Annotated in this window: 18 protein-coding genes and 1 tRNA gene; 5 read left to right on the forward strand and 14 right to left on the reverse strand. The window is 65.1% G+C overall.

Annotation, left to right across the window (positions count from 1 at the left end; all coding sequences use genetic code 11):
• Positions 1-7 precede the first annotated feature (7 nt).
• The 7 genes from D3226_RS12235 to D3226_RS12265 form a co-directional block, all read right to left on the reverse strand.
• The gene (locus D3226_RS12235) at positions 8-217 is read right to left on the reverse strand and encodes a hypothetical protein (protein ID WP_202382874.1); all 210 of its coding nucleotides are present in this window, start codon (positions 215-217) and stop codon (positions 8-10) included.
• Between the two features lie 57 nt (positions 218-274).
• A complete protein-coding gene (locus D3226_RS12240; protein ID WP_202382875.1) occupies positions 275-1,528 on the reverse strand; it encodes a glutamate-5-semialdehyde dehydrogenase in 1,254 nt (417 codons plus the stop codon).
• 28 nt (positions 1,529-1,556) lie between these two features.
• The gene (proB, locus tag D3226_RS12245; RefSeq protein ID WP_202382876.1) at positions 1,557-2,339 is read right to left on the reverse strand and encodes a glutamate 5-kinase; all 783 of its coding nucleotides are present in this window, start codon (positions 2,337-2,339) and stop codon (positions 1,557-1,559) included.
• A complete protein-coding gene (obgE, locus tag D3226_RS12250; RefSeq protein WP_202382877.1) occupies positions 2,336-3,841 on the reverse strand; it encodes a GTPase ObgE in 1,506 nt (501 codons plus the stop codon). The genes proB and obgE overlap by 4 nt, the downstream gene beginning before the upstream one ends.
• Before the next feature lie 68 nt (positions 3,842-3,909).
• Entirely contained in the window at positions 3,910-4,164 is a 255-nt protein-coding gene (gene rpmA / locus D3226_RS12255; protein ID WP_025133606.1) for a 50S ribosomal protein L27, read from the reverse strand.
• A gap of 34 nt (positions 4,165-4,198) precedes the next feature.
• Positions 4,199-4,507, reverse strand: a complete 309-nt coding sequence (gene rplU / locus D3226_RS12260; protein WP_202382878.1) for a 50S ribosomal protein L21 — start codon at positions 4,505-4,507, stop codon at positions 4,199-4,201.
• Between the two features lie 145 nt (positions 4,508-4,652).
• Positions 4,653-7,064, reverse strand: coding sequence for an Rne/Rng family ribonuclease (locus D3226_RS12265; protein ID WP_202382879.1), 2,412 nt, complete (start codon positions 7,062-7,064; stop codon positions 4,653-4,655).
• A 322-nt stretch (positions 7,065-7,386) separates the two neighbouring features.
• Here D3226_RS12265 and D3226_RS12270 point away from each other — a divergent pair, with 322 nt between their 5' ends.
• Positions 7,387-7,998 (forward strand): vitamin K epoxide reductase family protein, encoded by a 612-nt coding sequence (locus D3226_RS12270; RefSeq protein WP_202382880.1) that lies wholly within the window; start codon positions 7,387-7,389, stop codon positions 7,996-7,998.
• Positions 7,999-8,004: 6 nt separating this feature from the next.
• Here the strand turns inward: D3226_RS12270 and coaE are convergent, their stop codons facing one another.
• Entirely contained in the window at positions 8,005-8,628 is a 624-nt protein-coding gene (coaE, locus tag D3226_RS12275) for a dephospho-CoA kinase (RefSeq protein WP_202382881.1), read from the reverse strand.
• A 64-nt stretch (positions 8,629-8,692) separates the two neighbouring features.
• Between coaE and D3226_RS12280 the strand changes: the two genes are divergently transcribed.
• Positions 8,693-9,295 carry a DUF4126 domain-containing protein gene (locus tag D3226_RS12280; protein WP_202382882.1) on the forward strand — a complete coding sequence of 201 codons (603 nt, stop codon included), beginning with the start codon at positions 8,693-8,695 and terminating at the stop codon, positions 9,293-9,295.
• A 99-nt stretch (positions 9,296-9,394) separates the two neighbouring features.
• On the opposite strand, the gene rpsA is transcribed toward D3226_RS12280, so the two are convergent.
• From rpsA to polA, 3 genes are all read right to left on the reverse strand, one after another.
• Positions 9,395-10,843, reverse strand: a complete 1,449-nt coding sequence (gene rpsA, locus D3226_RS12285; protein ID WP_202382883.1) for a 30S ribosomal protein S1 — start codon at positions 10,841-10,843, stop codon at positions 9,395-9,397.
• 125 nt (positions 10,844-10,968) lie between these two features.
• Positions 10,969-12,039 (reverse strand): helix-turn-helix domain-containing protein, encoded by a 1,071-nt coding sequence (locus D3226_RS12290; RefSeq protein WP_202382884.1) that lies wholly within the window; start codon positions 12,037-12,039, stop codon positions 10,969-10,971.
• A gap of 1,055 nt (positions 12,040-13,094) precedes the next feature.
• Positions 13,095-15,719, reverse strand: coding sequence for a DNA polymerase I (gene polA, locus D3226_RS12295; RefSeq protein WP_202382990.1), 2,625 nt, complete (start codon positions 15,717-15,719; stop codon positions 13,095-13,097).
• Positions 15,720-15,846: 127 nt separating this feature from the next.
• Here polA and D3226_RS12300 point away from each other — a divergent pair, with 127 nt between their 5' ends.
• The gene (locus D3226_RS12300; RefSeq protein ID WP_202382885.1) at positions 15,847-16,299 is read left to right on the forward strand and encodes a hotdog fold thioesterase; all 453 of its coding nucleotides are present in this window, start codon (positions 15,847-15,849) and stop codon (positions 16,297-16,299) included.
• Positions 16,300-16,374: 75 nt separating this feature from the next.
• Here D3226_RS12300 and D3226_RS12305 read toward each other — a convergent pair whose 3' ends face one another.
• Positions 16,375-16,983, reverse strand: a complete 609-nt coding sequence (locus D3226_RS12305) for an ANTAR domain-containing response regulator (protein ID WP_125098422.1) — start codon at positions 16,981-16,983, stop codon at positions 16,375-16,377.
• A gap of 164 nt (positions 16,984-17,147) precedes the next feature.
• Here D3226_RS12305 and D3226_RS12310 point away from each other — a divergent pair.
• Positions 17,148-17,232 (forward strand) — tRNA-Leu (locus D3226_RS12310).
• 317 nt (positions 17,233-17,549) lie between these two features.
• On the opposite strand, the gene D3226_RS12315 is transcribed toward D3226_RS12310, so the two are convergent.
• Together D3226_RS12315 and D3226_RS12320 are read right to left on the reverse strand one after the other, a co-directional pair.
• Entirely contained in the window at positions 17,550-18,266 is a 717-nt protein-coding gene (locus D3226_RS12315; protein WP_202382886.1) for a DUF1361 domain-containing protein, read from the reverse strand.
• Between the two features lie 265 nt (positions 18,267-18,531).
• Positions 18,532-18,729 carry a hypothetical protein gene (locus D3226_RS12320; protein ID WP_202382887.1) on the reverse strand — a complete coding sequence of 66 codons (198 nt, stop codon included), beginning with the start codon at positions 18,727-18,729 and terminating at the stop codon, positions 18,532-18,534.
• Between the two features lie 186 nt (positions 18,730-18,915).
• Here D3226_RS12320 and D3226_RS12325 point away from each other — a divergent pair, with 186 nt between their 5' ends.
• Positions 18,916-20,037, forward strand: coding sequence for a fatty acid desaturase family protein (locus D3226_RS12325; protein ID WP_202382888.1), 1,122 nt, complete (start codon positions 18,916-18,918; stop codon positions 20,035-20,037).
• The last annotated feature ends 12 nt before the right edge of the window (positions 20,038-20,049 follow it).

Below are 20,049 nucleotides of genomic sequence, written 5' to 3' on the forward strand. Positions count from 1 at the left end.
CGTTCCGTTAGTGCTGCGCTGCGCCGTGGTCGCGCGCGTACGCCTCAGCCTTCGCGGCGTGACGGTTCGCAACGTCACGGAAGGAGAACGTAACGACGCCAAGAACGACGAAGATCGACAGGGTGATCAGGCCGAAAAAGGGCGCCGGGAACGGCAGCTCGTTGACAACGTGCGAGCCCGCCTCCGAGGCGACGGCGATCGTGGCGAGAAGTGACATGGAAAACCCCTGCATTCTAGACAGATTGGATACTCGGTCCCAGTGTACCGGGTCCGATTAGCGAATCTGGCCGTTGCCGCGCACCAACCACTTGGTGCTCGTCAGCTCGGGCAGACCCATGGGGCCGCGCGCGTGCAGCTTCTGGGTCGAGATCCCGACCTCAGCGCCGAAGCCGAACTCGCCGCCATCAGTGAAACGAGTGGAGGCGTTAACCATCACCACGGCCGAATCGACCTCCGCGAGAAAACGCTCAGCATTGGCGTAATCCTGCGTGACGATGGACTCTGTGTGATGGCTTGAGTACTGACCGATGTGCGCAATCGCTTCGTCCATCGAGTCGACGATCCGCACACCCATCTCGAGCGCGAGGTGCTCGGTTGCCCAGGTCTCGTCGTCTGCAGCGGCGATGCCGGGAACGACGTCACGCGAGGCTTCGTCGCCCGCGAGCGTGACACCGGATTCCATGAGTTCACGGGCGAGTCGCGGCAGCATTCGCTCAGCAGCGACACGGTGAACGAGTAGCGTCTCGGCCGCGTTGCACACGCTCGGACGGTGGGTCTTCGCGTTGTGCACGATCGACGCAGCCATCTCCTCATCGGCGGTCGCGTCAACGTAGACGTGCACGATGCCCGAACCCGTCTCGATGACGGGCACGGTCGATTCCTGCACCACGGTCGCGATCAGCCCGGCACTGCCGCGTGGGATCAGCACGTCGACGTAGCCGCGTGCTCGCATGAGTCGCGCCGCTCCCTCACGGCCGAACTCGTCGATAGTCTGCACGGCGTCGCCGTCGAGCCCCACGCTCGCGAGCGCGCGCTGGATCAGCACAACGAGCACGCGGTTGCTGTTCTCCGCTGCGGTGCCACCGCGAAGCACGGCGCCATTTCCACTCTTCAGGGCGAGTGCGGCGATGTCAATCGTCACGTTCGGGCGCGCCTCGTAGATCGCACCCACTACGCCAAACGGGACGCGCACCTGGTTGATGCGGATGCCATTGGCGAGCGTGGAGCCGCGCAGCACCTCCCCCACGGGATCCGGCAGCGCGATCACCGAGCGCACGGCCTCCGCAAGCGCGTGGAGTCGCGCCTCGTCAAGCCGCAGACGATCAAGCAAGCCTTCGCCGATGCCGTTTCGCTCGCCAGCTTCAAGGTCCTTTGCGTTCTCCGCAACAACCTCTGGCACACTGCGCTCCAGCTCAACCGCAATCGCCTCAAGCGCGGCGTTCTTCTGCGCGGTTGTGACGGTGGCAAGCGACTTCGACGCGACGCGTGCGCGCTCGAGCTTCTGGAGAAAAAGATCAGCCTGGGACATGGCCCAAGCTTAGCCGGTTCGAAGCCGCCTACGCGGCGTCGGGGCTGCCGTCGAAGCGAGTGCCATGGTCAGCGCCGTCGAGCACACCCGCGAAGAGTCGGGTCTCGGTGAGGAGTACGTGCGTGCCTGCGTCGGCGGCCAGGCGTGCAGCCTGCACCTTCGTGGCGGCGCCTCCAGTCCCCCAGCCCGACTGCGCCGCGCCGATCTCGATTCCTGCCAGCGCGTCGCCGTACGGCACATGCGGAATGCGCGTGGCACCCACCACGTTCGGCGGGGCGGTGTACAGGGCGTCGACGTCGGAGAGGAGCACCAGGCGGTCGGCCCCCACGAGTCGGGCAACGAGCGCGGCGAGGCGGTCGTTGTCGCCGAAGCGAATCTCATGGGTGGCGACCGTATCGTTCTCGTTGATGATTGGCAGGATCCCGAGCTGCAAGAGACGCTCGATCGCTCGCCGAGCATTGCCGCGGTGCGTGGGGTTCTCCATGTCGTGCGCCGTGAGCAGCACCTGGCCGGCAATCACATCGTGGCTGCTGAGCGCGCGCTGGTACCGGTTCACCAGGATGTTCTGGCCGACCGCTGCGGCAGCCTGCTGCGTCGCGAGGTCTTCGGGGCGTTCATCGAGCCGGAGGAACGGTACCCCCGTCGCGATTGCCCCACTCGAGACGAGGATCACCTCGGCGCCTGCAGCGTGCAGGCGCGCGAGCGAGTTCACCAGGGTAGGAATCTGCGCGGCGTTGTCGCCGCTCACCGATGACGAGCCGACTTTGACGACGACGCGACGGGCGGCGAGCAGTTCGTCGCCGACGCTCACGAGTCCTCGCTCCAGAGCCCCGCCTCGCGTTCGCGCTCGAGCTCGGCGCGGGCCTCAGCCTTACCGTCCATCATCTCGTGGTACTCGGTACGACGCTCCTTGTTGGTGCGACGCTGGTTCGGGTCCACGCGCAGGTCGGTGCCTCGGGCACCCATCTGCACTTCCGCCGCGCTCGTGACAGTCGGCTCCCAATCAAAGACAACGCCAGCACCCGGACCGATGACCACGGTGGAACCTGCAACCGCGCCCGCCTTGACCAGTGCGTCGTCGATGCGGATCTTCTGCAGTCGATCGGCGAGGTATCCCACGGCCTCGTCGTTCTGGAAGTCAGTCTGTGCGACCCAGCGCTCGGGCTTCGGGCCGAGGATGCGGTAAATCGTTCCGTAGGTACCGCCCTCGGGAACGACGCGGAAACCGTTGTCGTCCTTCGCCTTCGGCGTGAGCACGATGCGCGGCTGCTCAGGCGCCTCAGCCAGCGCTTTCGCACGGGCCTCCTCGACCAGCGCACCAAGCGCGAAGCCGAGCTCACGCAGGCCCTCGTGCGACACGGTAGAGATGAGGAACACGCGGTAGCCACGCGCCTCAAGGTCCCCGCGCACGAACTCGGCGAGCTCGCGGCCCTCGGGAACGTCGATCTTGTTGAGCGCGATCAGCTGCGGGCGCTCAAGCAGAGGGATCTGCCCTTCAGGGACGGGGTATGCTTCGAGCTCGCGCAGAATCACGTCGAGATCCGAGATCGGGTCGCGGCCCGGCTCAAGCGTTGCGCAGTCAAGCACGTGCAGCAGTGCGCTGCACCGCTCAACGTGGCGCAGGAAGTCGAGGCCGAGGCCACGGCCCTCGCTCGCGCCCTCGATGAGTCCAGGGACGTCAGCAACGGTGAAGCGCGAGTCTCCCGCCTGCACGACGCCCAGGTTAGGGTGCAGCGTGGTGAAGGGGTAGTCCGCGATCTTCGGCTTCGCAGCGCTCATCGCGGCGATAAGACTCGACTTGCCTGCAGAGGGGTAGCCGACAAGCGCCACATCGGCGATTGTCTTCAGCTCGAGGGTCAGCGAACCCGCTTCGCCCTCGGTTCCGAGCAGCGCGAAGCCAGGAGCGATGCGCTTGGCACTCGCGAGCGCGTTGTTGCCGAGGCCGCCGATACCGCCACGTGCCGCGACGAAGCGCAGGCCGGGCTCGTTGAGGTCAACAAGCGTCTCCCCCGCAGCATCCTTGACGACGGTGCCAACGGGGACGGAGAGCACCATCTCTTCGCCCGTGGTGCCTGCACGGTAGCCGCCAGCGCCAAAGCCGCCGTTCTCCGCCATCCGGTGCGGGCGGCGGTGGAACTCAAGCAGGGTGGTGACCTGCGGGTCGGCAAGGATCACGATATCCCCGCCGTCGCCGCCGGCACCGCCATCTGGGCCCGCGAGTGGCTTGAACTTCTCGCGTCGGACCGACACGCAGCCGTTGCCGCCGCGTCCCGCCTGAAGGTGCACCTGCACCTGGTCAACAAATGTCACCATGCTGAGAAATCCTTCGCTAGATACGGCAAAAGGCGAGCCGAAGCCCGCCTCGCCGTTGATCGCCTAAGTTAGGCTGCGGAAACGATGTTGACGACCTTGCGGCCGCCCTTCGCACCAAACTCAACCGAGCCCGCTGCGAGAGCGAACAGGGTGTCGTCCTTGCCACGGCCGACGTTTGCGCCGGGGTGGAAACGGGTGCCGCGCTGGCGAACGATGATCTCGCCGGCGTTCACCTGCTGGCCGCCGAAGCGCTTCACGCCGAGGCGCTGTGCGTTCGAGTCGCGACCGTTCTTGCTGGAGCCCACGCCCTTTTTGGATGCCATGAGTCTCTACTCCTTCGGTAGTGCCTGGAAAGTGTTACTTGATGCCGGTGACCTTGAGGCGCGTCAGATCCTGACGGTGCCCCTGGCGGCTCTTGTAACCGGTCTTGTTCTTGTAGCGCTGGATGACGATCTTCGGACCGCGGAGGTCGTTGAGAACCTCAGCCGTAACCTTGACCTTCGCGAGCGCCGAGGCGTCGGTGGTCACCTTGTCGCCGTCAACGAGCAGCACTGCGGGAAGCTCGAGCTTGCCCTCTGCGTCTCCCGAAACACGGTTGACGGTGATGATCGAGCCAACCTCGACCTTCTCCTGACGGCCGCTTGTGCGCACAACTGCGTAAACCACTTCTCACCCTTTTTCTTAGAGGATTTGTTTTCGTGTCGAAGCGCGGCCGTGCCGACTTCGAAGTCTGAGGTATGCCACCGGAGCGGCACCAACGCTCAATAATATCTCGGAGAACCGCACCTGGTCAAATAGGCGCGGCCGCGTGTCACTGTCGCTCGCTCTCCTTGCGGCGCACCGTTGCTTCGAGTGCCTCGGCGAGCGCAAGCTGAGCGGCCTGCGCGTCGTCCTTCGGCTGCTCGCTGCCCGGGCGGAGCGGCGCTGTCGTGACACGCCGACTGCGCGCACGCCCAGATCCCGCGCCCGGCGCCTCCGGAAGCGCGTCGAGTACCGAGTCGAGCAGGTTGCCCGACAGGGGGGCCTCCGCTACAGGAGCCGGCTCAGCCGCACGCTCGAACGACGACCCGTCACCGGTGGCGCGCGCCGCACGCGAGGAAACTCGACCGGTCTGTCGGGGCTGGCTTCCGCCGGTACGATCTGCGATCTCTGCCTGGGGCTCGGCCTCCTTCGCGACGGGAATCGTCGAAGCCGCGACCTGTGCGAGCATGTTCTTCGCACCGTCGGTGATGGAGTGAGCCTTCGCATCGTGCTGCGGCTGCGCCGACTGCTGGGCGCCCCCACCATTTCCGCCATTGCCGCCGTTGTTGTTCCCGCGGCCGCCTCGCTTCGTGGCGCGCGCCGGCGCCTCGCTGCGGTGCTTTGTGACGGGCTCATGGTGCACGATCACGCCACGGCCAGCGCACACGTCGCAGGGCTCGCTGAACGACTCGAGCAGGCCAAGGCCCAGCTTCTTGCGCGTCATCTGGACGAGGCCGAGCGAGGTCACTTCGGCAACCTGATGCTTCGTGCGGTCCCGGCTCAGGCACTCCACCATGCGGCGGAGCACGAGGTCGCGGTTCGACTCGAGCACCATGTCAATGAAGTCGACCACGATGATGCCACCGATGTCGCGCAGACGCAGCTGACGCACGATCTCTTCAGCGGCCTCGAGGTTGTTCTTTGTGACAGTCTCCTCAAGGTTGCCACCCGAACCGACAAACTTGCCCGTGTTCACGTCGACCACGGTCATGGCCTCGGTGCGGTCGATGACGAGCGAACCACCGGAGGGCAGCCACACCTTTCGGTCGAGCGCCTTTGCGATCTGCTCGGTGACGCGGTACTCGTCAAAGATGTCCCGCTCGCCGGAGTAGCGCTCGACGCGCTCCAGGAGATCGGGCGCCACCTGCGAGAGGTAGTTCTCGATCACGGTGTATGTGTCTTCACCGGCGATCTTCAGCTTCTGGAAGTCCTCGTTGAAGACATCACGCACGATCTTGATGAGCATGTCGGGCTCGGAGTGCAGCAGCACGGGCCCGCCACCCTTCGCAACGCGCTTCTGGATCGACTCCCACTGACGGGTGAGGCGCTGCACGTCATGGGTGAGCTGGTCCTCGGTTGCGCCCTCGGCCGCGGTGCGGACGATAACGCCAGCGCCCGTGGGGAGCACCTCCTTGAGAATCTTCTTCAGGCGCGCACGCTCAGTATCGGGGAGCTTGCGTGAGATGCCGTTCATGGCACCGCCGGGCACGTACACGAGGAAGCGGCCGGGCAACGAAATCTGACTGGTCAGGCGTGCACCCTTGTGTCCCACAGGATCCTTCGTCACCTGCACGAGGACCTGGTCACCGGGCTTCAGCGCGTTCTCAATCTTCCGCGCGGTGTTGCCGCCTTCAAATTCCGACCAGTCAACCTCGCCCGAGTACAGGACGGCATTGCGGCCACGGCCGATGTCGACGAACGCTGCCTCCATGCTCGGGAGCACGTTCTGAACACGGCCGAGGTACACATTGCCGATGAGAGACGACTCGCTCGAGCGCGCGACGTAGTGCTCGACGAGCACCTTGTCTTCGAGCACACCGATCTGCACGCGGTCAGCGGTCGTGCGCACGATCATCTCGCGATCGACCGACTCGCGGCGCGCGAGGAACTCCGATTCGGTAATGACCACGCGGCGGCGGCCTGCGTCGCGGCCATCGCGGCGGCGCTGCTTCTTGGCCTCGAGCCGGGTCGATCCCTTGACCTTCTGCGGCTCGGTGATCACGGGCGCCTGGCGCTGCGGGCGACGGCTGCCCTCGTCCTCGGGAGCGGAATCGCCGCCACCGTTCCGACGGCGACGGGTGCGCGAGGAGGACGAAGCGCCCGCGCTCTCGCGCTCATCTACATCGCTCTCGGGGTGCAGGTGCTGATCGAGAATGTCATCGAGCTGGCGCAGCTCACTCGGTCGCAGTTCGCTCCGGCGGGGCCGCGGCGCGATCGGCGGCACGTCTGGCGCCAAGAAGATGAGGCGAGTCGTCGCGCGGAAGCGCTCCTCGGGGGTCATCTCCGACAGCGGCAGCACGAGGGGGGTGACCCGTTCCTCTGCCGCAGCCTGGGGGGCCTCAGCTTCCCCCTCCGCAGACGCTACCTCGGTGGCGTCTGCTTCCGTCGTGTTCGTGTCGCTGGGAGTCTCCGCCTCGGTGTCGACCACCTCTGGCAGCTGCGGCTCCGAGTCGTGCTGTTCTTCTGTAGTCTGCTTCACCATTCCTGGTGTCTCCTTCGGTCCGGAGAAAGCATTGCTCGCTCCGGCAATTCTTTGTTCGGCGGGTGATCCCGCAAATCCTGTTCCCCGCGGATGCCTGCACCCGCGCTCGGTCGTTCCTCGACCGGTGACGGCCTGGCGGCCGCCAAAAGACTGTGCGTGCTGTTCCCAATTCCGGGGTGACATGCACTGCGATACTCATTATGTCACGCTCCCCCTGGATTCCGCAGGATCTCGCGCGAACGCAGCAACACCGCGTCACCAGCCGGGCGTGGGACGCGTGTTCGCAGGAAACCACGCAGGCAAGCACATTAGGATCGGCGGCATGAGCTCTGCACTTGAGACCAACCGGCGCCCCATAGGTTTCGCCGTGTTCACGATCATCGCTGGCGCGGTGGGCTGGTTCGCGTCCTGGGAGCTCCTCACGGAGTACATCAAGACCCTCGCGCAGCCCGGCTACGTGCCGAACTGCGCGGTGAGCATTCTGGTGACGTGTGGCCCCAACATGGGGTCGTGGCAGGGCTCGGTGCTCGGATTCAGCAACACCATCATCGGCGTCGCCGCGTTCATGGCGCCGATCATCGTCGGCGTCGCGCTCCTCGCCGGCGCGCGCTTTGCCCCGTGGTTCTGGCGCATCTACCAGCTCGGACTTCTCGCGGGCTTCGTCTTTGTCTGCTGGCTGTTCACCCAGAGTGTCTACTCGCTCGGCACACTCTGCCCGTGGTGCATGGTGGTCTGGTCGGCCATGATCCCGCTCTGGTGGTTCAGTGCGTTCACCCCCGACGCAGCGGGGCTCATTCCTGGCTCAGAGACGCGCCGCCGCGGTTTCCAGCAGGCTCAGTCGTGGGCATGGGTGCTGGTCCTCGTGACCGTGCTCATCATTGCGTTCCTCGCCCAGATGCAGCTCGACTGGCTCGCAGAGTTCGCGCGAAACTAGCCCGGTTCAGGCACCTTCCGCATCGGCGGGAGCCGAGGTGAGACGCTGCCAGAGCGCATCAACCTGGGCGATCGTGTCCGCCTCGCTCCCCGAAGTGTCGATGATGACGTCGGCAATAGCGCGCCGCTCAGCGTCGCTCGCCTGATTCGCGATCCTGTTGCGTGCGTCTTCGACGGTCATGCCGCGGTGCTCCGCCATTCGCGCGATGCGAGTCTCCGGCGGAGCTTCAGCGACAACCACCAGATCAAACGGCAGCTCGCGCGCCGCTTCCACGAGCAGCGGAATCTCGTACACGATCACCCCGGCTGGGTTGGCGTCGCGGGCAACGCCCACAGCCTCGGTGAACAGCCGTTGCACCTCGGGGTGCACGATCCCGTTGAGGGCGCTGAGCGCGGCTGCGTCGGCGAACACGATGGCCCCCAGCGCAGCACGATCGAGTGAGCCGTCGTCCCGGATCACCTGCTCTGCGCCGAAGTGGTGTGCCACTTGGGCGAGCCCCGGAGTACCCGGCGCCACGGCATCTCGGGCGAGCTGGTCAGCGTCAATCCGTGTTGCTCCGAGCTCAGCCAGGCGGTGGCCGATCGTCGATTTGCCTGCGGCGATGCCGCCCGTGAGTCCGATCAGCGTCATGCCTCCAGCGTAGCGCGCTGCACTGCCATGCCCGCTATGCTGACGACCACAGAGGGAGGCACGCATGCTCGAGGTCATCACCGGCACCACGCTCGCAGCTTCCGCGGGCCTCAACGCCTACATCCCGCTCCTCGGGCTCGGGCTCCTCTCCAGGTTTACAAGCTGGGTCGAGCTTCCCGCCGGCTGGGCCTGGCTTGAGAATGGGTGGAGCCTCGGGATCCTCGGCGTACTTCTTCTCCTCGAGGTAATCGTCGACAAGGTGCCCGCGCTCGACAGCATGAACGACATTCTGCAGACCCTCGTGCGCCCGGCCTCTGGCGGCATGGTGTTCGCCGCGGGAGCCGCAAGCGATACGGTCGCGGTCGCCGACCCTGTCGCATTCGCAGACTCACCGCAGTTCTGGCCGTTTCTCGCGGGTGTGGTGATCGCGCTGATCCCCCACCTCCTCAAGGCGATCGCACGCCCCGTATTGAATGTATTGACAGCGGGGGCCGGTGCGGCAATCTCCAGCTTCCTCGAGGACATCGGTGCGGTGCTGCTGACGATCCTCGCTGTGCTCGTCCCGCTCGTTGCACTCGGTGCGCTCATCCTCGTCGTGGTGATGATGGTGCGCAGACTGAGCCGAGTGCGGCGAATGCGAGCAGCGCGGGACCAGGCCGCCACGTAACGCTGCTCGACTGCACCTCCCGGCATCCCGGCATCCCAGCGCCCTGGATACGCCGAAGGCCCGGCCACCTTTCGGTGTCCGGGCCTTCGGTGCGGAGGGTTAGTTGCCCTCGAGCTGTGCCTTCAGCGCAGCGAGTGCCGCGTCGTCAGCAAGCGCGCCGGTCGAAGCCGAGTCGCTCGAGAAGCTCGAACCTGCAGCCTCGGACGCAGCCGGGGCCGCGATGACCTCGGTGAGTGCCGTGGCGACCTGCTTCTTGTGAGCCTCCCAGCGCTCCTGGGCAGCAGCGTACTCCTGCTCCCACTTCTCGCGCTGCGACTCGAAGCCTTCCTTCCACTCCTGCGTCTCAGGATCGAAGCCCTCGGGGTACTTGTACTCGCCGTTCTCGTCGTACTCCGTGGTCATGCCGTAGAGTGCGGGATCGAACTCGGTGCCCTCGGGGTCAACGCCGTCGTTCGCCTGCTTGAGGCTGAGCGAGATGCGGCGGCGATCGAGATCGATGTCGATGATCTTGACGAAGACCTCCTGGCCGGCCGAAACGACCTGCTCAGCGAGCTCAACGTGCTGACCCGACAGCTCGGAGATGTGCACGAGGCCCTCGATGCCGTCGGCAACGCGAACGAACGCACCGAAGGGAACGAGCTTCGTGACCACGCCCGGGGCGATCTGGCCGATCGCGTGGGTGCGGGCGAAGACCTGCCACGGATCCTCCTGCGTCGCCTTGAGCGACAGCGAGACGCGCTCGCGGTCGAGCTCGACGGAGAGCACCTCGACGGTAACTTCCTGGCCGACCTCGACGACGTCCGAAGCGTGCTCGATGTGCTTCCAGGACAGCTCGGAGACGTGCACGAGGCCGTCCACGCCGCCCAGGTCGACGAACGCACCGAAGTTGACGATCGACGAGATAACACCCTTGCGCACCTGGCCGGGCTTGAGCTCAGCGAGGAACGAAGAGCGGGTAGCCGACTGCGTCTCCTCGAGGAGCGCGCGGCGCGACAGCACCACGTTGTTGCGGTTCTTGTCGAGCTCGAGGATCTTCGCCTCGATCTCCTGGCCCAGGTACGGGGTCAGGTCGCGCACGCGGCGCAGCTCGATGAGCGAAGCCGGGAGGAAGCCGCGGAGTCCGATGTCAACGATGAGGCCGCCCTTGACAACCTCGATGACGGTGCCGGTGACGACACCCTCGTTCTCCTTGATCTTCTCCACGTCGCCCCAAGCACGCTCGTACTGAGCGCGCTTCTTGGACAGGATCAGGCGACCTTCCTTGTCCTCCTTCTGGAGAACGAGTGCCTCAACAGAGTCGCCAACCTCGACGACCTCATCGGGGTCGACGTCGTGCTTGATGGACAGCTCGCGCGAGGGGATAACACCCTCGGTCTTGAACCCGACGTCGAGGAGCACCTCGTCGCGGTCAATCTTCACAACGGTGCCCTCGATGAGGTCGCCGTCGTTGAAGGACTTAATGGTCAGTTCGACCGCAGCAAGGAAGTCATCGGCCGAGCCGATGTCGTTGATCGCGACCTGCTTGCTGGTGGTCGTTGCGTTCGTCATGTAAATGGTCTCCAGAATGGACAGGATATTCAGGCGATGCGTGCCAAAATCTTTTCAACCCGGGTTCGGGCCAAATACGCACTCATCGCATGTGGACATGGTTGAGTCGCCACAAATGTGACAGCTCAGTCTATCGCGGCATTCTCGTGAGTTGCAAGCGCAGAAGCGGGGCGTTTCGCGCGCTGCGTTGCCAGCCCGACGAAGACCCCCACGATGGCGATCGCGAGCCCAGCAAGGAACACGAGCAGCTTGATATTGGCGTCGATCGTTGCGTCTTCCCAGCGCAGCAGGTTCGGGGCGAACTGCCACGGCTCCCCCAGCACCCGCGCCACGGCCCAGTCGACTCCCACCCCGGACGCACCGAGCAGCGCCGCAATGATCGAGACCCGCAGGGCAACTGGTCCGGGAACATACCGGATCACAAGCGCCACCGCCCACACGAGCGAGAGGCCAATGGCAGCGAGGGGCAGCATGAGTTGCAGCCAGAGCCCGGGCTTCCCCACCGCCACGGCGATCACCCCGAGGAACACCGCGATCGCAACAGTGTCGATCGCGAGCGTGAGCACGGTGCGGTGCCGACGCAATGAACCAGGAAGCGGGAGAAGCGAAAGCAGGATCGGGGTGAACACCACGAGCAGTCCCAGGAGCACTGCGGAGATCGCAATCCAGACCCAGATGCCGGGTGCTGACTGCAGCCACACCACCACGAGGAGCACCAGGAGGCTGAGAAGGGCACCACCCAGCGCCCACCACCCGGGTCGAGGGATCCCCAGCAGGGGCAGCGTGGTGAGGCTGAACGCGATGCCGACCGCGGGCAACACGATCCAGAACCAGCTCAGCGAGTGTGACACTGAAAGATTGACAATCAGGCACGTGAGAATCGTCGCAGCGTATGCGATCGCGGTGCTCCACAGAATCGCGGAGCGCCACCCACGGTAGACCCTGGCATCGCGCGAGTCAGCTCGCGCCTCATGGTCCTCGCTCGCGCTAATGAGTTCCTGCCCCGTCACACCGAGTTCTGCGGCAAGCGCCTGCACCATGGTGATATCCGGGTACGAGAGACCACGCTCCCACTTTGACACTGCGGACTCGGTCACGTGGAGGCGAGCCGCGAGCTCCTTCTGGGTGAGTCCGAGTGCGCGCCGGCGCTCGGTGACGAAGCGGCCGAGATCGCGCTTAGTGATGTCCGTGTTCATGCCACCATCTCACCACGTCCGTGTGGCGAGGCAAGGTCCCGCCTCTTCGAAAACCGCGGAAATCCGCCACTCGACTGTCTGGCCAGTCGCTTGTTCCGCCGAGAGTTGTTTACAGAGTGTCGCAGAGACGGGTGCGGCCCGAGTACTCCACACGCACACAGACGCAGTCGTGACGCGTGCGTCCGCAGCGCACACTGCATGCATGAGCGCTGGCGCCGGTAGAGCCGCGCGCGAGCTTTGGCGCTCGGGGCGTACCTCCCACCCGGGGCGTTCTTCTCGCATCGCACCGCGGCAGCGCTCTGGCGTCTCCCCATCTCGCCACCTCATGCCCATCCCGAACGGCTCGATGTCGCGGCATTTGACGGTCGCCCCGGCGCGCCCCGTGCGTGGCTCACGTCGCGCTCCCTCTCCCCGTTTCTGGCTGCCGTGACCACACGACACGGTGTGCAGCTCACTGACCCGGCAACCACCTGGGCGCTGCTCACACCGCTCCTGGGGCGGCTGGAGGCGATCGCACTGGGCGACGCGGTTCGGTATGAGCCTCGGAGTCCAGGATCACGCGTGCCGAGCGCGCCCCCGCTCGCCTCTCGCCAAAGGAGCTCCACGCGGCACTCTCACTCCCGTATCGTCGCGACCGCCCCCCGACTTCGGGAGATCTACGACGACCTTTCCCCGAAAGCTGCGTCACCGTCCGAGAGGCACCTCCGTGTGCTCTTTCACCATTGGGGGTTTCCGCCACCGCAGCTCGACCACGATGTCTGGGGCGACACCGGGGAACTGCTGGGGCGCAGTGCGGTCGCGTTTCCCACACACCGTGTGGCGGTCGAGTATCACCCAACGCGCCGCGACGACGGTGCAACTCAGTGCACGAGTGTGGCCGAGAAGTCGCAACTGTACGTGACGAACGGCTGGCGACTTCTTCGGGTCACTGCGGAGCTGCTCTACCTCAGGCCGACAACGCTTCGCCGCATGGTGAGCGATGCCCTCGACTCGAGCAGCACATACGTGAGCGAGCACCGGGACAGTCAGAATCGCCCCGGTGCCCACGGATCGACCTAGTGTGCGGCCGCGTTCCAGTTGGCTCCGCGGCCCACCTGCACCTCGAGCGGCACCGAGAGCTCGGCTGCGCCCGCCATCTCTTCACGGACGATCACTTCCAGCGCATCCCATTCACCCGCAGCAACCTCGAACATCAGCTCATCGTGGATCTGCAAGAGCATGCGGGATGCGAGCCCGGCTTCACGCATGCGTCGTTCCACACCGATCATCGCGACCTTGATAATGTCGGCTGCCGATCCCTGAATGGGTGCGTTCAGCGCGGCACGCTCCGCGTTCTCACGCAAGATCCGGTTCGGGCTTGCGAGGTCCGGGAACGGACGACGGCGTCCAAAGATCGTCTCCGTGAACGTGTCGCGCTTGGCCTGGTCAACGACGGAGCGGAGGTAGTCGCGCACCCCGCCGAAACGCTCGAAGTAGTCGGTCATGAGCTGCTTCGCTTCAGCAGCAGAGATCCCGAGCTGCTTCGACAGCCCGAACGCGGAGAGGCCGTAGGCGAGGCCGTAGGACATCGCCTTCACCTTCGAGCGCATCTCGTTCGTCACGTCCTCCGGTGGCACCCCGAAGATACGCGAGCCGACAAAGCGGTGGAGATCTTCTCCTGCGTTGAACGCTTCGATCAAGCCCTCGTCGCCCGAGAGATGCGCCATGATGCGCATCTCGATCTGTGAGTAGTCGGCGGTCATGAGCGTCTCGTAGTCGCCCGAGTGGATGAAGCCTTCGCGGATGCGGCGGCCCTCCTCCGAACGGACGGGAATGTTCTGCAGGTTCGGGTCCGTGGACGCGAGGCGGCCGGTGCTCGCACCGGTCTGCACGAGAGTGGTGTGGATCCGACCGTCCGGCTGCACGGCTTTGATGAGCGTCTCCACCATCTGCCGCAGCTTGTTGGCGTCGCGGTGCGCGAGCAGTGCTCCGAGGAAGGGGTGCGGGTTCTTCTGCTGCAAGTCGGCGAGCGCGGCAGCGTCGGTGGTGTACCCGCTCTTCGTCTTGCGCGTCTTCGGCATATCGAGTTCCTCGAACAGCACCACCTGCAACTGCTTCGGCGAAGACAGGTTCACTTCGTGTCCGATAGCGGCAAAGGCCTCCTGCTCAAGACCGGCGACGCGCTCCGTCAGCTCCGCATGGTGCGCTTCAAACAGCGGCAGGTCGATCTCGACGCCCCGCTCTTCAAGATCAGTGAGCACCGACACGAGCGGAAGCTCGATATCTGCATAGATCTCCCCGGTCCGGTCCGGGAAACGCGCGGCCGCAGCAGCGTGCGCGCGCACGACGTACCAGGCGAGCGCGGCCGCATCGGCCACGCTGCCCTCGTCGGGAACCAACTGGTTGGGGTCGCCCTCAGGGACCTGCTCCCCCAGGAAACGGAACACTGCTTCGGCAATGTTCTTCTCTGCGGTCGCAGGACGGAGCAGCCAAGCAGCGATCAAGAGGTCGCCCGCGATACCCCCGATGCGCACGCCCGCCTCATCGGCGAGACGCAGCTGATGCTTCGCATCGAAGAACACCTTGGGTGCGTCGCTCGCGAGCCACTCCTCAAACTGGGCGTAGTCACGGCCGCCGGGCTGCCAGTGGAAGAGCACCGAGGACTCGGGCGTCGCGAGGCCAACATTTGTACCAGCCTCGCTCGTCTGGATGACGACCGCGGGCGTATCGGCCTTTGCCAGCCAGTCCCCCAGCTCTTCATCGATCAAGAGCTTCGCGGTGGGCTTCTCCGGCGCGAGCGGGGTCGCTGTCGCGGTTGCGCCGCCCGTGGGCACCTCTGCACCGGCGAGCTTGCCCACGCGCTGCAGCAGGGTGCGGAACTCGAGACGCGCAAAGACCTCTCCAACGGCCGTCATATCGACTTCGCCGCGCTTCAGCTCGTCGAGCGTGACGTCGAGCTCCACATCGCGTACCAAGCGGTTCAACCGGCGATTGCGTTCCGCGAGGTGAGCGTTCTCGCGCAGGCTTTCGCCCACCTTGCCGCCTACCTCGTCCTGGCGCCGCAGGATCTCCTCGAGCGAGCCGAACTGGTTGATCCACTTCACCGCGGTCTTCTCGCCCACGCGCGGGATGCCGGGCAGGTTGTCGCTCGTCTCACCCACCAGCGCCGCGATCTCGGGGTACTGCTCGGGGCGTACCCCGTACCGCTCCATCACCTTGTCTGCGTCATAGCGCGTCAGCTCACTCACGCCCTGCTTCGAGGGGTACAGCAGGGTGATGCGGTCGTCGACAAGCTGGATTGTGTCGCGATCACCGCTCACCACAAGCACACGGTACCCCGCGTCCGCACCGCGCGTGGCGAGCGTCGCGAGGATGTCATCAGCCTCGTAGTTCTCTTTCTCGAGCGTGGTGATACCCATAGCGTGTAGGGCCTCCTGCAGCAGCGGAATCTGCCCCTTAAACTCCGAGGGCGTCTCGCCTCGCGTGCCCTTGTACTCCGGGTACTCCTCGGTGCGGAAAGAGTGCCGTGAGATATCGAACGCCACGGCGAGCGAGTCCGGGTTCTCGTTACTGAGCAGGTTGATCAGCATGGCGATGAAGCCATGGATCGCGTTCGTGTGCTGGCCGGTCTGCGTCTGGAAACTGTCGACGGGCAGGGCGTAGAACGCACGGAAGGCCAGCGAGTGGCCATCAATGATCATGAGGGTAGGCTGAGGCGTATTCGACACACGCCCAGCCTACAAGTCGACACCGACATCCACACCGTGGAATTGTGCGCGGGCGAGGCGCCCCTCGGGGCGCACCACAGAGAAAGGCGCGTTCGACACGATGACCGCGAAGGATCCCGTTTCCACTTTGCCGAGCGACGTGCACCCGGACGACGCACTCGCGTATATCCAGGATCGCGGCGTCGGTGCTCTCGCCGATCGAATGGGAATCGAGTTCACCGAGTTTACGCGCGAGCGGGCGGTGGCCACGATGCCCGTCGAGGGAAACACGCAGCCGATCATGCTCATGCACGGCGGCGCATACGTCGTGCTCGGTGAGACGCTCGGTTCCATGCACGCAAACCTCGTTGCCCCGGAGGGAACTGTGGCCGTCGGCGTCGACATCAACGCCACGCACACCGGATCCGCGCGCACCGGCCGCGTCACCGGCACCTGCGTGCCGATCAAGTTGGGCCGTTCGATCGCGGTCCACGAGATCACGATCGACAACGAGGACGGTCAGCGCTGCTCGACCGTGCGCATCACGAACTTCTACAAGCAGGTCTCGAAGTAGCCGCGACCCGCGCAAATCACGAGCGCCCCGGGTCCGCAAGGATCCGGGGCGCTCGTGTGTAGGGCCGTGAGGAAGCTAGTCCTTCTTCGGTCCGAGCTGATCGATGATCGTCTTTGCGACGTCCTGCATCGTCAGACGACGATCCATCGAAGCCTTCTGAATCCAGCGGAAAGCCTCGGGCTCGCTGAGACCCATCTTGTCGTTCAGGATGCCCTTTGCGCGATCAACGAGCTTGCGGGTTTCGAAACGCTCAGCGAGGTCTGCAACCTCGTTCTCGAGCGTGACGATCTGCTGGAAACGCGAGAGCGCAATCTCGATCGCGGGGAGCAGGTCGGCCGGGGTGAACGGCTTCACGACGTATGCAAGCGCGCCGGCTTCGCTGGCCCGCTCAACAAGCTCACGCTGGCTGAACGCGGTGAGCAGCACCACGGGAGCGAGGTGCGTCTTGTTGATGCGCTCTGCGGCGGAGATTCCGTCGAGCTGGGGCATCTTCACGTCCATGACCACGAGGTCGGGGCGGAGCTCCTCAACCAGCTTCACAGCGGTCTCGCCATCGCCGGCCTCGCCGACCACATCAAATCCGTTGTCGCGCAGCGTCTCAACGATGTCGAGGCGGATCAGGGACTCATCCTCCGCGACGACGACGCGGCGCGGGGTGTTCGGGGCAGTGCTCTGGTCATTCACCCCTCCAGCTTACGTCATCTGCCACCCGGATTCCCTGAAACCGGTGGGAGTTGTCCGGCGGGTCGCAACGCCCGTGGCGCGTCGTCGCGCGCGAAAAGGCCTCCGCCTGCGCTAGGGTGGTTCTGTTGTTCCACCGCACCCCCGGGTGCGGCGAGTTCCATCCAGCCGGATTGGCGGAATTGGCAGACGCGGCGCACTCAAAATGCGTTGTCGAAAGACGTGCGGGTTCAAGTCCCGCATCCGGCACCACGAGCTCTGGCCTCGACTCCCCCACAAAACACTGGGCAGTCGGGGCCTTTCTCATATCGGGAGCGCGACGGCTTGCTCACACTGTGCCCACACCCGAAAACAGCTGAAGCCCCGCAGCCACGATCCCGGCTGCTGTGAGCCTGATCGGTGATCTAGCCTTGGGGCTCACTATTGGCCTAGTGAATGAGTGCACGGTCTACTTCCCGAGCGAAGTGTGTTCTCCACGCAGGTTGTCACTCAACGCGCGCTGCGAGTACTCAGCTGGCGATCATTCTTCTGTCTGCCAGGCAACTTGTCACCAGGGCCGGCTAGCGGGTCTACCCCAGCATTTCGCGGAGGCGCTCCATCGAGCGCAGCCCTTCGAGCACCGGCCCAGCCACCACCAGGTAGATGAGCGCGAGGAACACGGCATATGTGAGCGTGAAGCCCGCGCAGGCGGCAATGTTGTCGCGCTTGCCAAAGTGCTCGCCAAACTTACGCACGAAGGAAACCGGGTGGCGCAGATCCCAGCTGTTGAAACGCGGATAGCGGCCGAGGTACATTCCGAATCCGAGCAGCAGCATGACGACCCCCACCGCGGTGAGCGGCAGCGGCGCCAGCAATCGCTCGGCGCTATCTCCGTACAGGCTGATCCCCACGACGAGGTGGACGATGAACACGTTGAGCACGGTGTTCACCACGCCCGACATTGCAAGCGTGATCACGAGGATGATGTCGTACCACAGCGGTACCTCGTCGTCATCGCGCCGATGCGACTGATTGAGTTCGGTAATCAGGTAGCTGGCGTTCGGGAGCAGCAACAGCCAGATGAGCCCCGTGGCCCCCAGCACGACGAAGCCGGCTGGCGGCGCGATGACCAACAGCGCCAGCCCGACGAGCCCGCCGCCCGCAAGCACGATCACTGGCAGGACGGACAGCCAAATGTTCCAGATCATTGGCTTGTAGAGCCGCGTTCGGTACACCGCCGCCCGCAACAGGATTAGGAGCAGTGCATACGCGTTGAGCGCGAGCGCGCCGAGAATCAGGAAAAACATCGCGACCTAGCGTTGCGCGAGCCCCGCGTTGACGAGTGCGAGCGTGATCCAGAAAATCCCTGCGGGGACGGTGTCTGCCATGGACTCACCCTAGCGAGACCAGTGTGGGATCGCTACGAGTCGCGCTCCTCGCGCTTCCGCTTCGCGTTGCGCCAGAGGGTCACGCCGACCACGATCCCGGCGCCAACAAACACGGCCCAAGAGATCACTGCTCCGAGAATCATCACGCCTCAACCGTAGCAGTCACGAGGCTGGCGGACGGCCGCTACTCAGTGCTGTCGCCGCTCCCCGGAGCGCCGCCGATGAAGCCCACGATCGCGCCGAGAGCGAGGCCCACCCCGATTCCCATGCCGACCCAGCCCATCGCGATTCCAGCGACCAGGCCGAGCCCACCGCCAATGATGAGGCCGCCCGTCATCCAAGCAATGGATGCGGCACGGGACGGAGTACGGTTCTCGCTCATACTCCGAGGGTACGCCTGTGCGTCGCAGCTGCCGAATCGTGCGGACGCGGCGCACCCAGTTCCCCTGAGAGAACATGGCGCTCCACGTATGCGCTCTGCGCTACCGTGAGGCAAGCGAACGGCGACCGCCCTGCGCTTCGCCGAGTAACGCCGATGGTGTTCTCCCACTCGAATGGTGGCCGCCCGATGACGAGCTCGAACGTACTCCTCTCACATCCGCTTGACGCGCTCGGAGAGCTTCGCCCCACCCGGTCTTCGGAAAGGGACTTCCCACCCATCGCGCGCGCCTACGTCGAGGTAACTCGCACCGCGAAGGAGCAGGGTCTACTTCGTCGAGCACATGGCTTCTACGCGGCTGTGGGCGCCGGGATCGTCGTCGCTCTCGCTGGAGCAATCGCTGGCTCAATTCTGCTGGGCGACAGCTGGTTCCAGCTCATCATCGCCGCGGTGCTCGGGATCATTTTCACGCAGATCGCCTTCCTCGCGCACGAGGCCGCGCACCGGCAGATCTTGTCGACCGGTCCCGCAAACGATCGGCTCGCGCGCGTGCTTGCCGGCTCAATTGGCATGAGTTACTCCTGGTGGGACTCGAAGCACACACGCCACCACGCAAATCCGAACCGCGTCGGCAAGGATCCCGATATCGAGGTCGACACGATCTCGTTCCTCGAGGAGGATGCGGTCGAGGCGCGCGGGCTGCGCCGCGCAATCACGAAGCGTCAGGGCTGGCTGTTCTTCCCCCTGCTCACACTCGAGGGCCTGAATCTGCACCTGCACAGCTTCCGGCACCTGTTCTCGCGCGAGCCGGTGCGGGGACGCTGGATCGAACTCAGCATTATCGCCGCCCGCTTCGTCCTGCTCCTCACGCCGGTGTTCCTGTTCCTTCCCGTGGGGATGGCCTTCGCGTTCCTCGGTGTGCAGTTCGCCGTGTTCGGGGTGTACATGGGCGCGTCTTTCGCCCCGAACCACAAGGGAATGCCGGTCATCGCGGCGTCCGCAAAGCTTGATTTCTTCTCCAAGCAGGTGCGCACCTCGCGGAACATCCGCGGCGGCTGGTGGGCCACCTCACTGATGGGCGGCCTGAACTACCAGGTTGAGCACCACCTGTTCCCCAGCATGGCCCGGCCGCACCTCGCGAAGGCGAGCAAGATTGTGCGCGAGTTCTGCGCCGAGCACCGCGTGCCATATACGGAGACGTCGTTGTGGCACTCCTACGGCATTGTGATCGAGTATTTGAATCGGGTGGGCCTCAGCGCCCGCGACCCGTTCGAATGCCCGGTGTCGGCACAGTACGGGCGTGCGCGCTAGCGTTCCCGCTCC

This window comes from Leucobacter chromiireducens subsp. chromiireducens (genome assembly GCF_016758255.1).
GTDB lineage: Bacteria > Actinomycetota > Actinomycetes > Actinomycetales > Microbacteriaceae > Leucobacter > Leucobacter chromiireducens.

Bases quoted from the DNA above. Each gene is read 5' to 3' on its own strand.
- D3226_RS12235 (WP_202382874.1), bottom strand. From the start codon at position 217: ATGTCACTTCTCGCCACGATCGCCGTCGCCTCGGAGGCGGGCTCGCAC.
- D3226_RS12240 (WP_202382875.1), bottom strand. From the start codon at position 1,528: ATGTCCCAGGCTGATCTTTTTCTCCAGAAGCTCGAGCGCGCACGCGTC.
- obgE (WP_202382877.1), bottom strand. From the start codon at position 3,841: ATGGTGACATTTGTTGACCAGGTGCAGGTGCACCTTCAGGCGGGACGC.
- rpmA (WP_025133606.1), bottom strand. From the start codon at position 4,164: ATGGCATCCAAAAAGGGCGTGGGCTCCAGCAAGAACGGTCGCGACTCG.
- D3226_RS12265 (WP_202382879.1), bottom strand. From the start codon at position 7,064: ATGGTGAAGCAGACTACAGAAGAACAGCACGACTCGGAGCCGCAGCTG.
- D3226_RS12270 (WP_202382880.1), top strand. From the start codon at position 7,387: ATGAGCTCTGCACTTGAGACCAACCGGCGCCCCATAGGTTTCGCCGTG.
- coaE (WP_202382881.1), bottom strand. From the start codon at position 8,628: ATGACGCTGATCGGACTCACGGGCGGCATCGCCGCAGGCAAATCGACG.
- D3226_RS12280 (WP_202382882.1), top strand. From the start codon at position 8,693: ATGCTCGAGGTCATCACCGGCACCACGCTCGCAGCTTCCGCGGGCCTC.
- rpsA (WP_202382883.1), bottom strand. From the start codon at position 10,843: ATGACGAACGCAACGACCACCAGCAAGCAGGTCGCGATCAACGACATC.
- D3226_RS12290 (WP_202382884.1), bottom strand. From the start codon at position 12,039: ATGAACACGGACATCACTAAGCGCGATCTCGGCCGCTTCGTCACCGAG.
- polA (WP_202382990.1), bottom strand. From the start codon at position 15,719: ATGATCATTGATGGCCACTCGCTGGCCTTCCGTGCGTTCTACGCCCTG.
- D3226_RS12300 (WP_202382885.1), top strand. From the start codon at position 15,847: ATGACCGCGAAGGATCCCGTTTCCACTTTGCCGAGCGACGTGCACCCG.
- D3226_RS12315 (WP_202382886.1), bottom strand. From the start codon at position 18,266: ATGTTTTTCCTGATTCTCGGCGCGCTCGCGCTCAACGCGTATGCACTG.
- D3226_RS12320 (WP_202382887.1), bottom strand. From the start codon at position 18,729: ATGAGCGAGAACCGTACTCCGTCCCGTGCCGCATCCATTGCTTGGATG.
- D3226_RS12325 (WP_202382888.1), top strand. From the start codon at position 18,916: ATGACGAGCTCGAACGTACTCCTCTCACATCCGCTTGACGCGCTCGGA.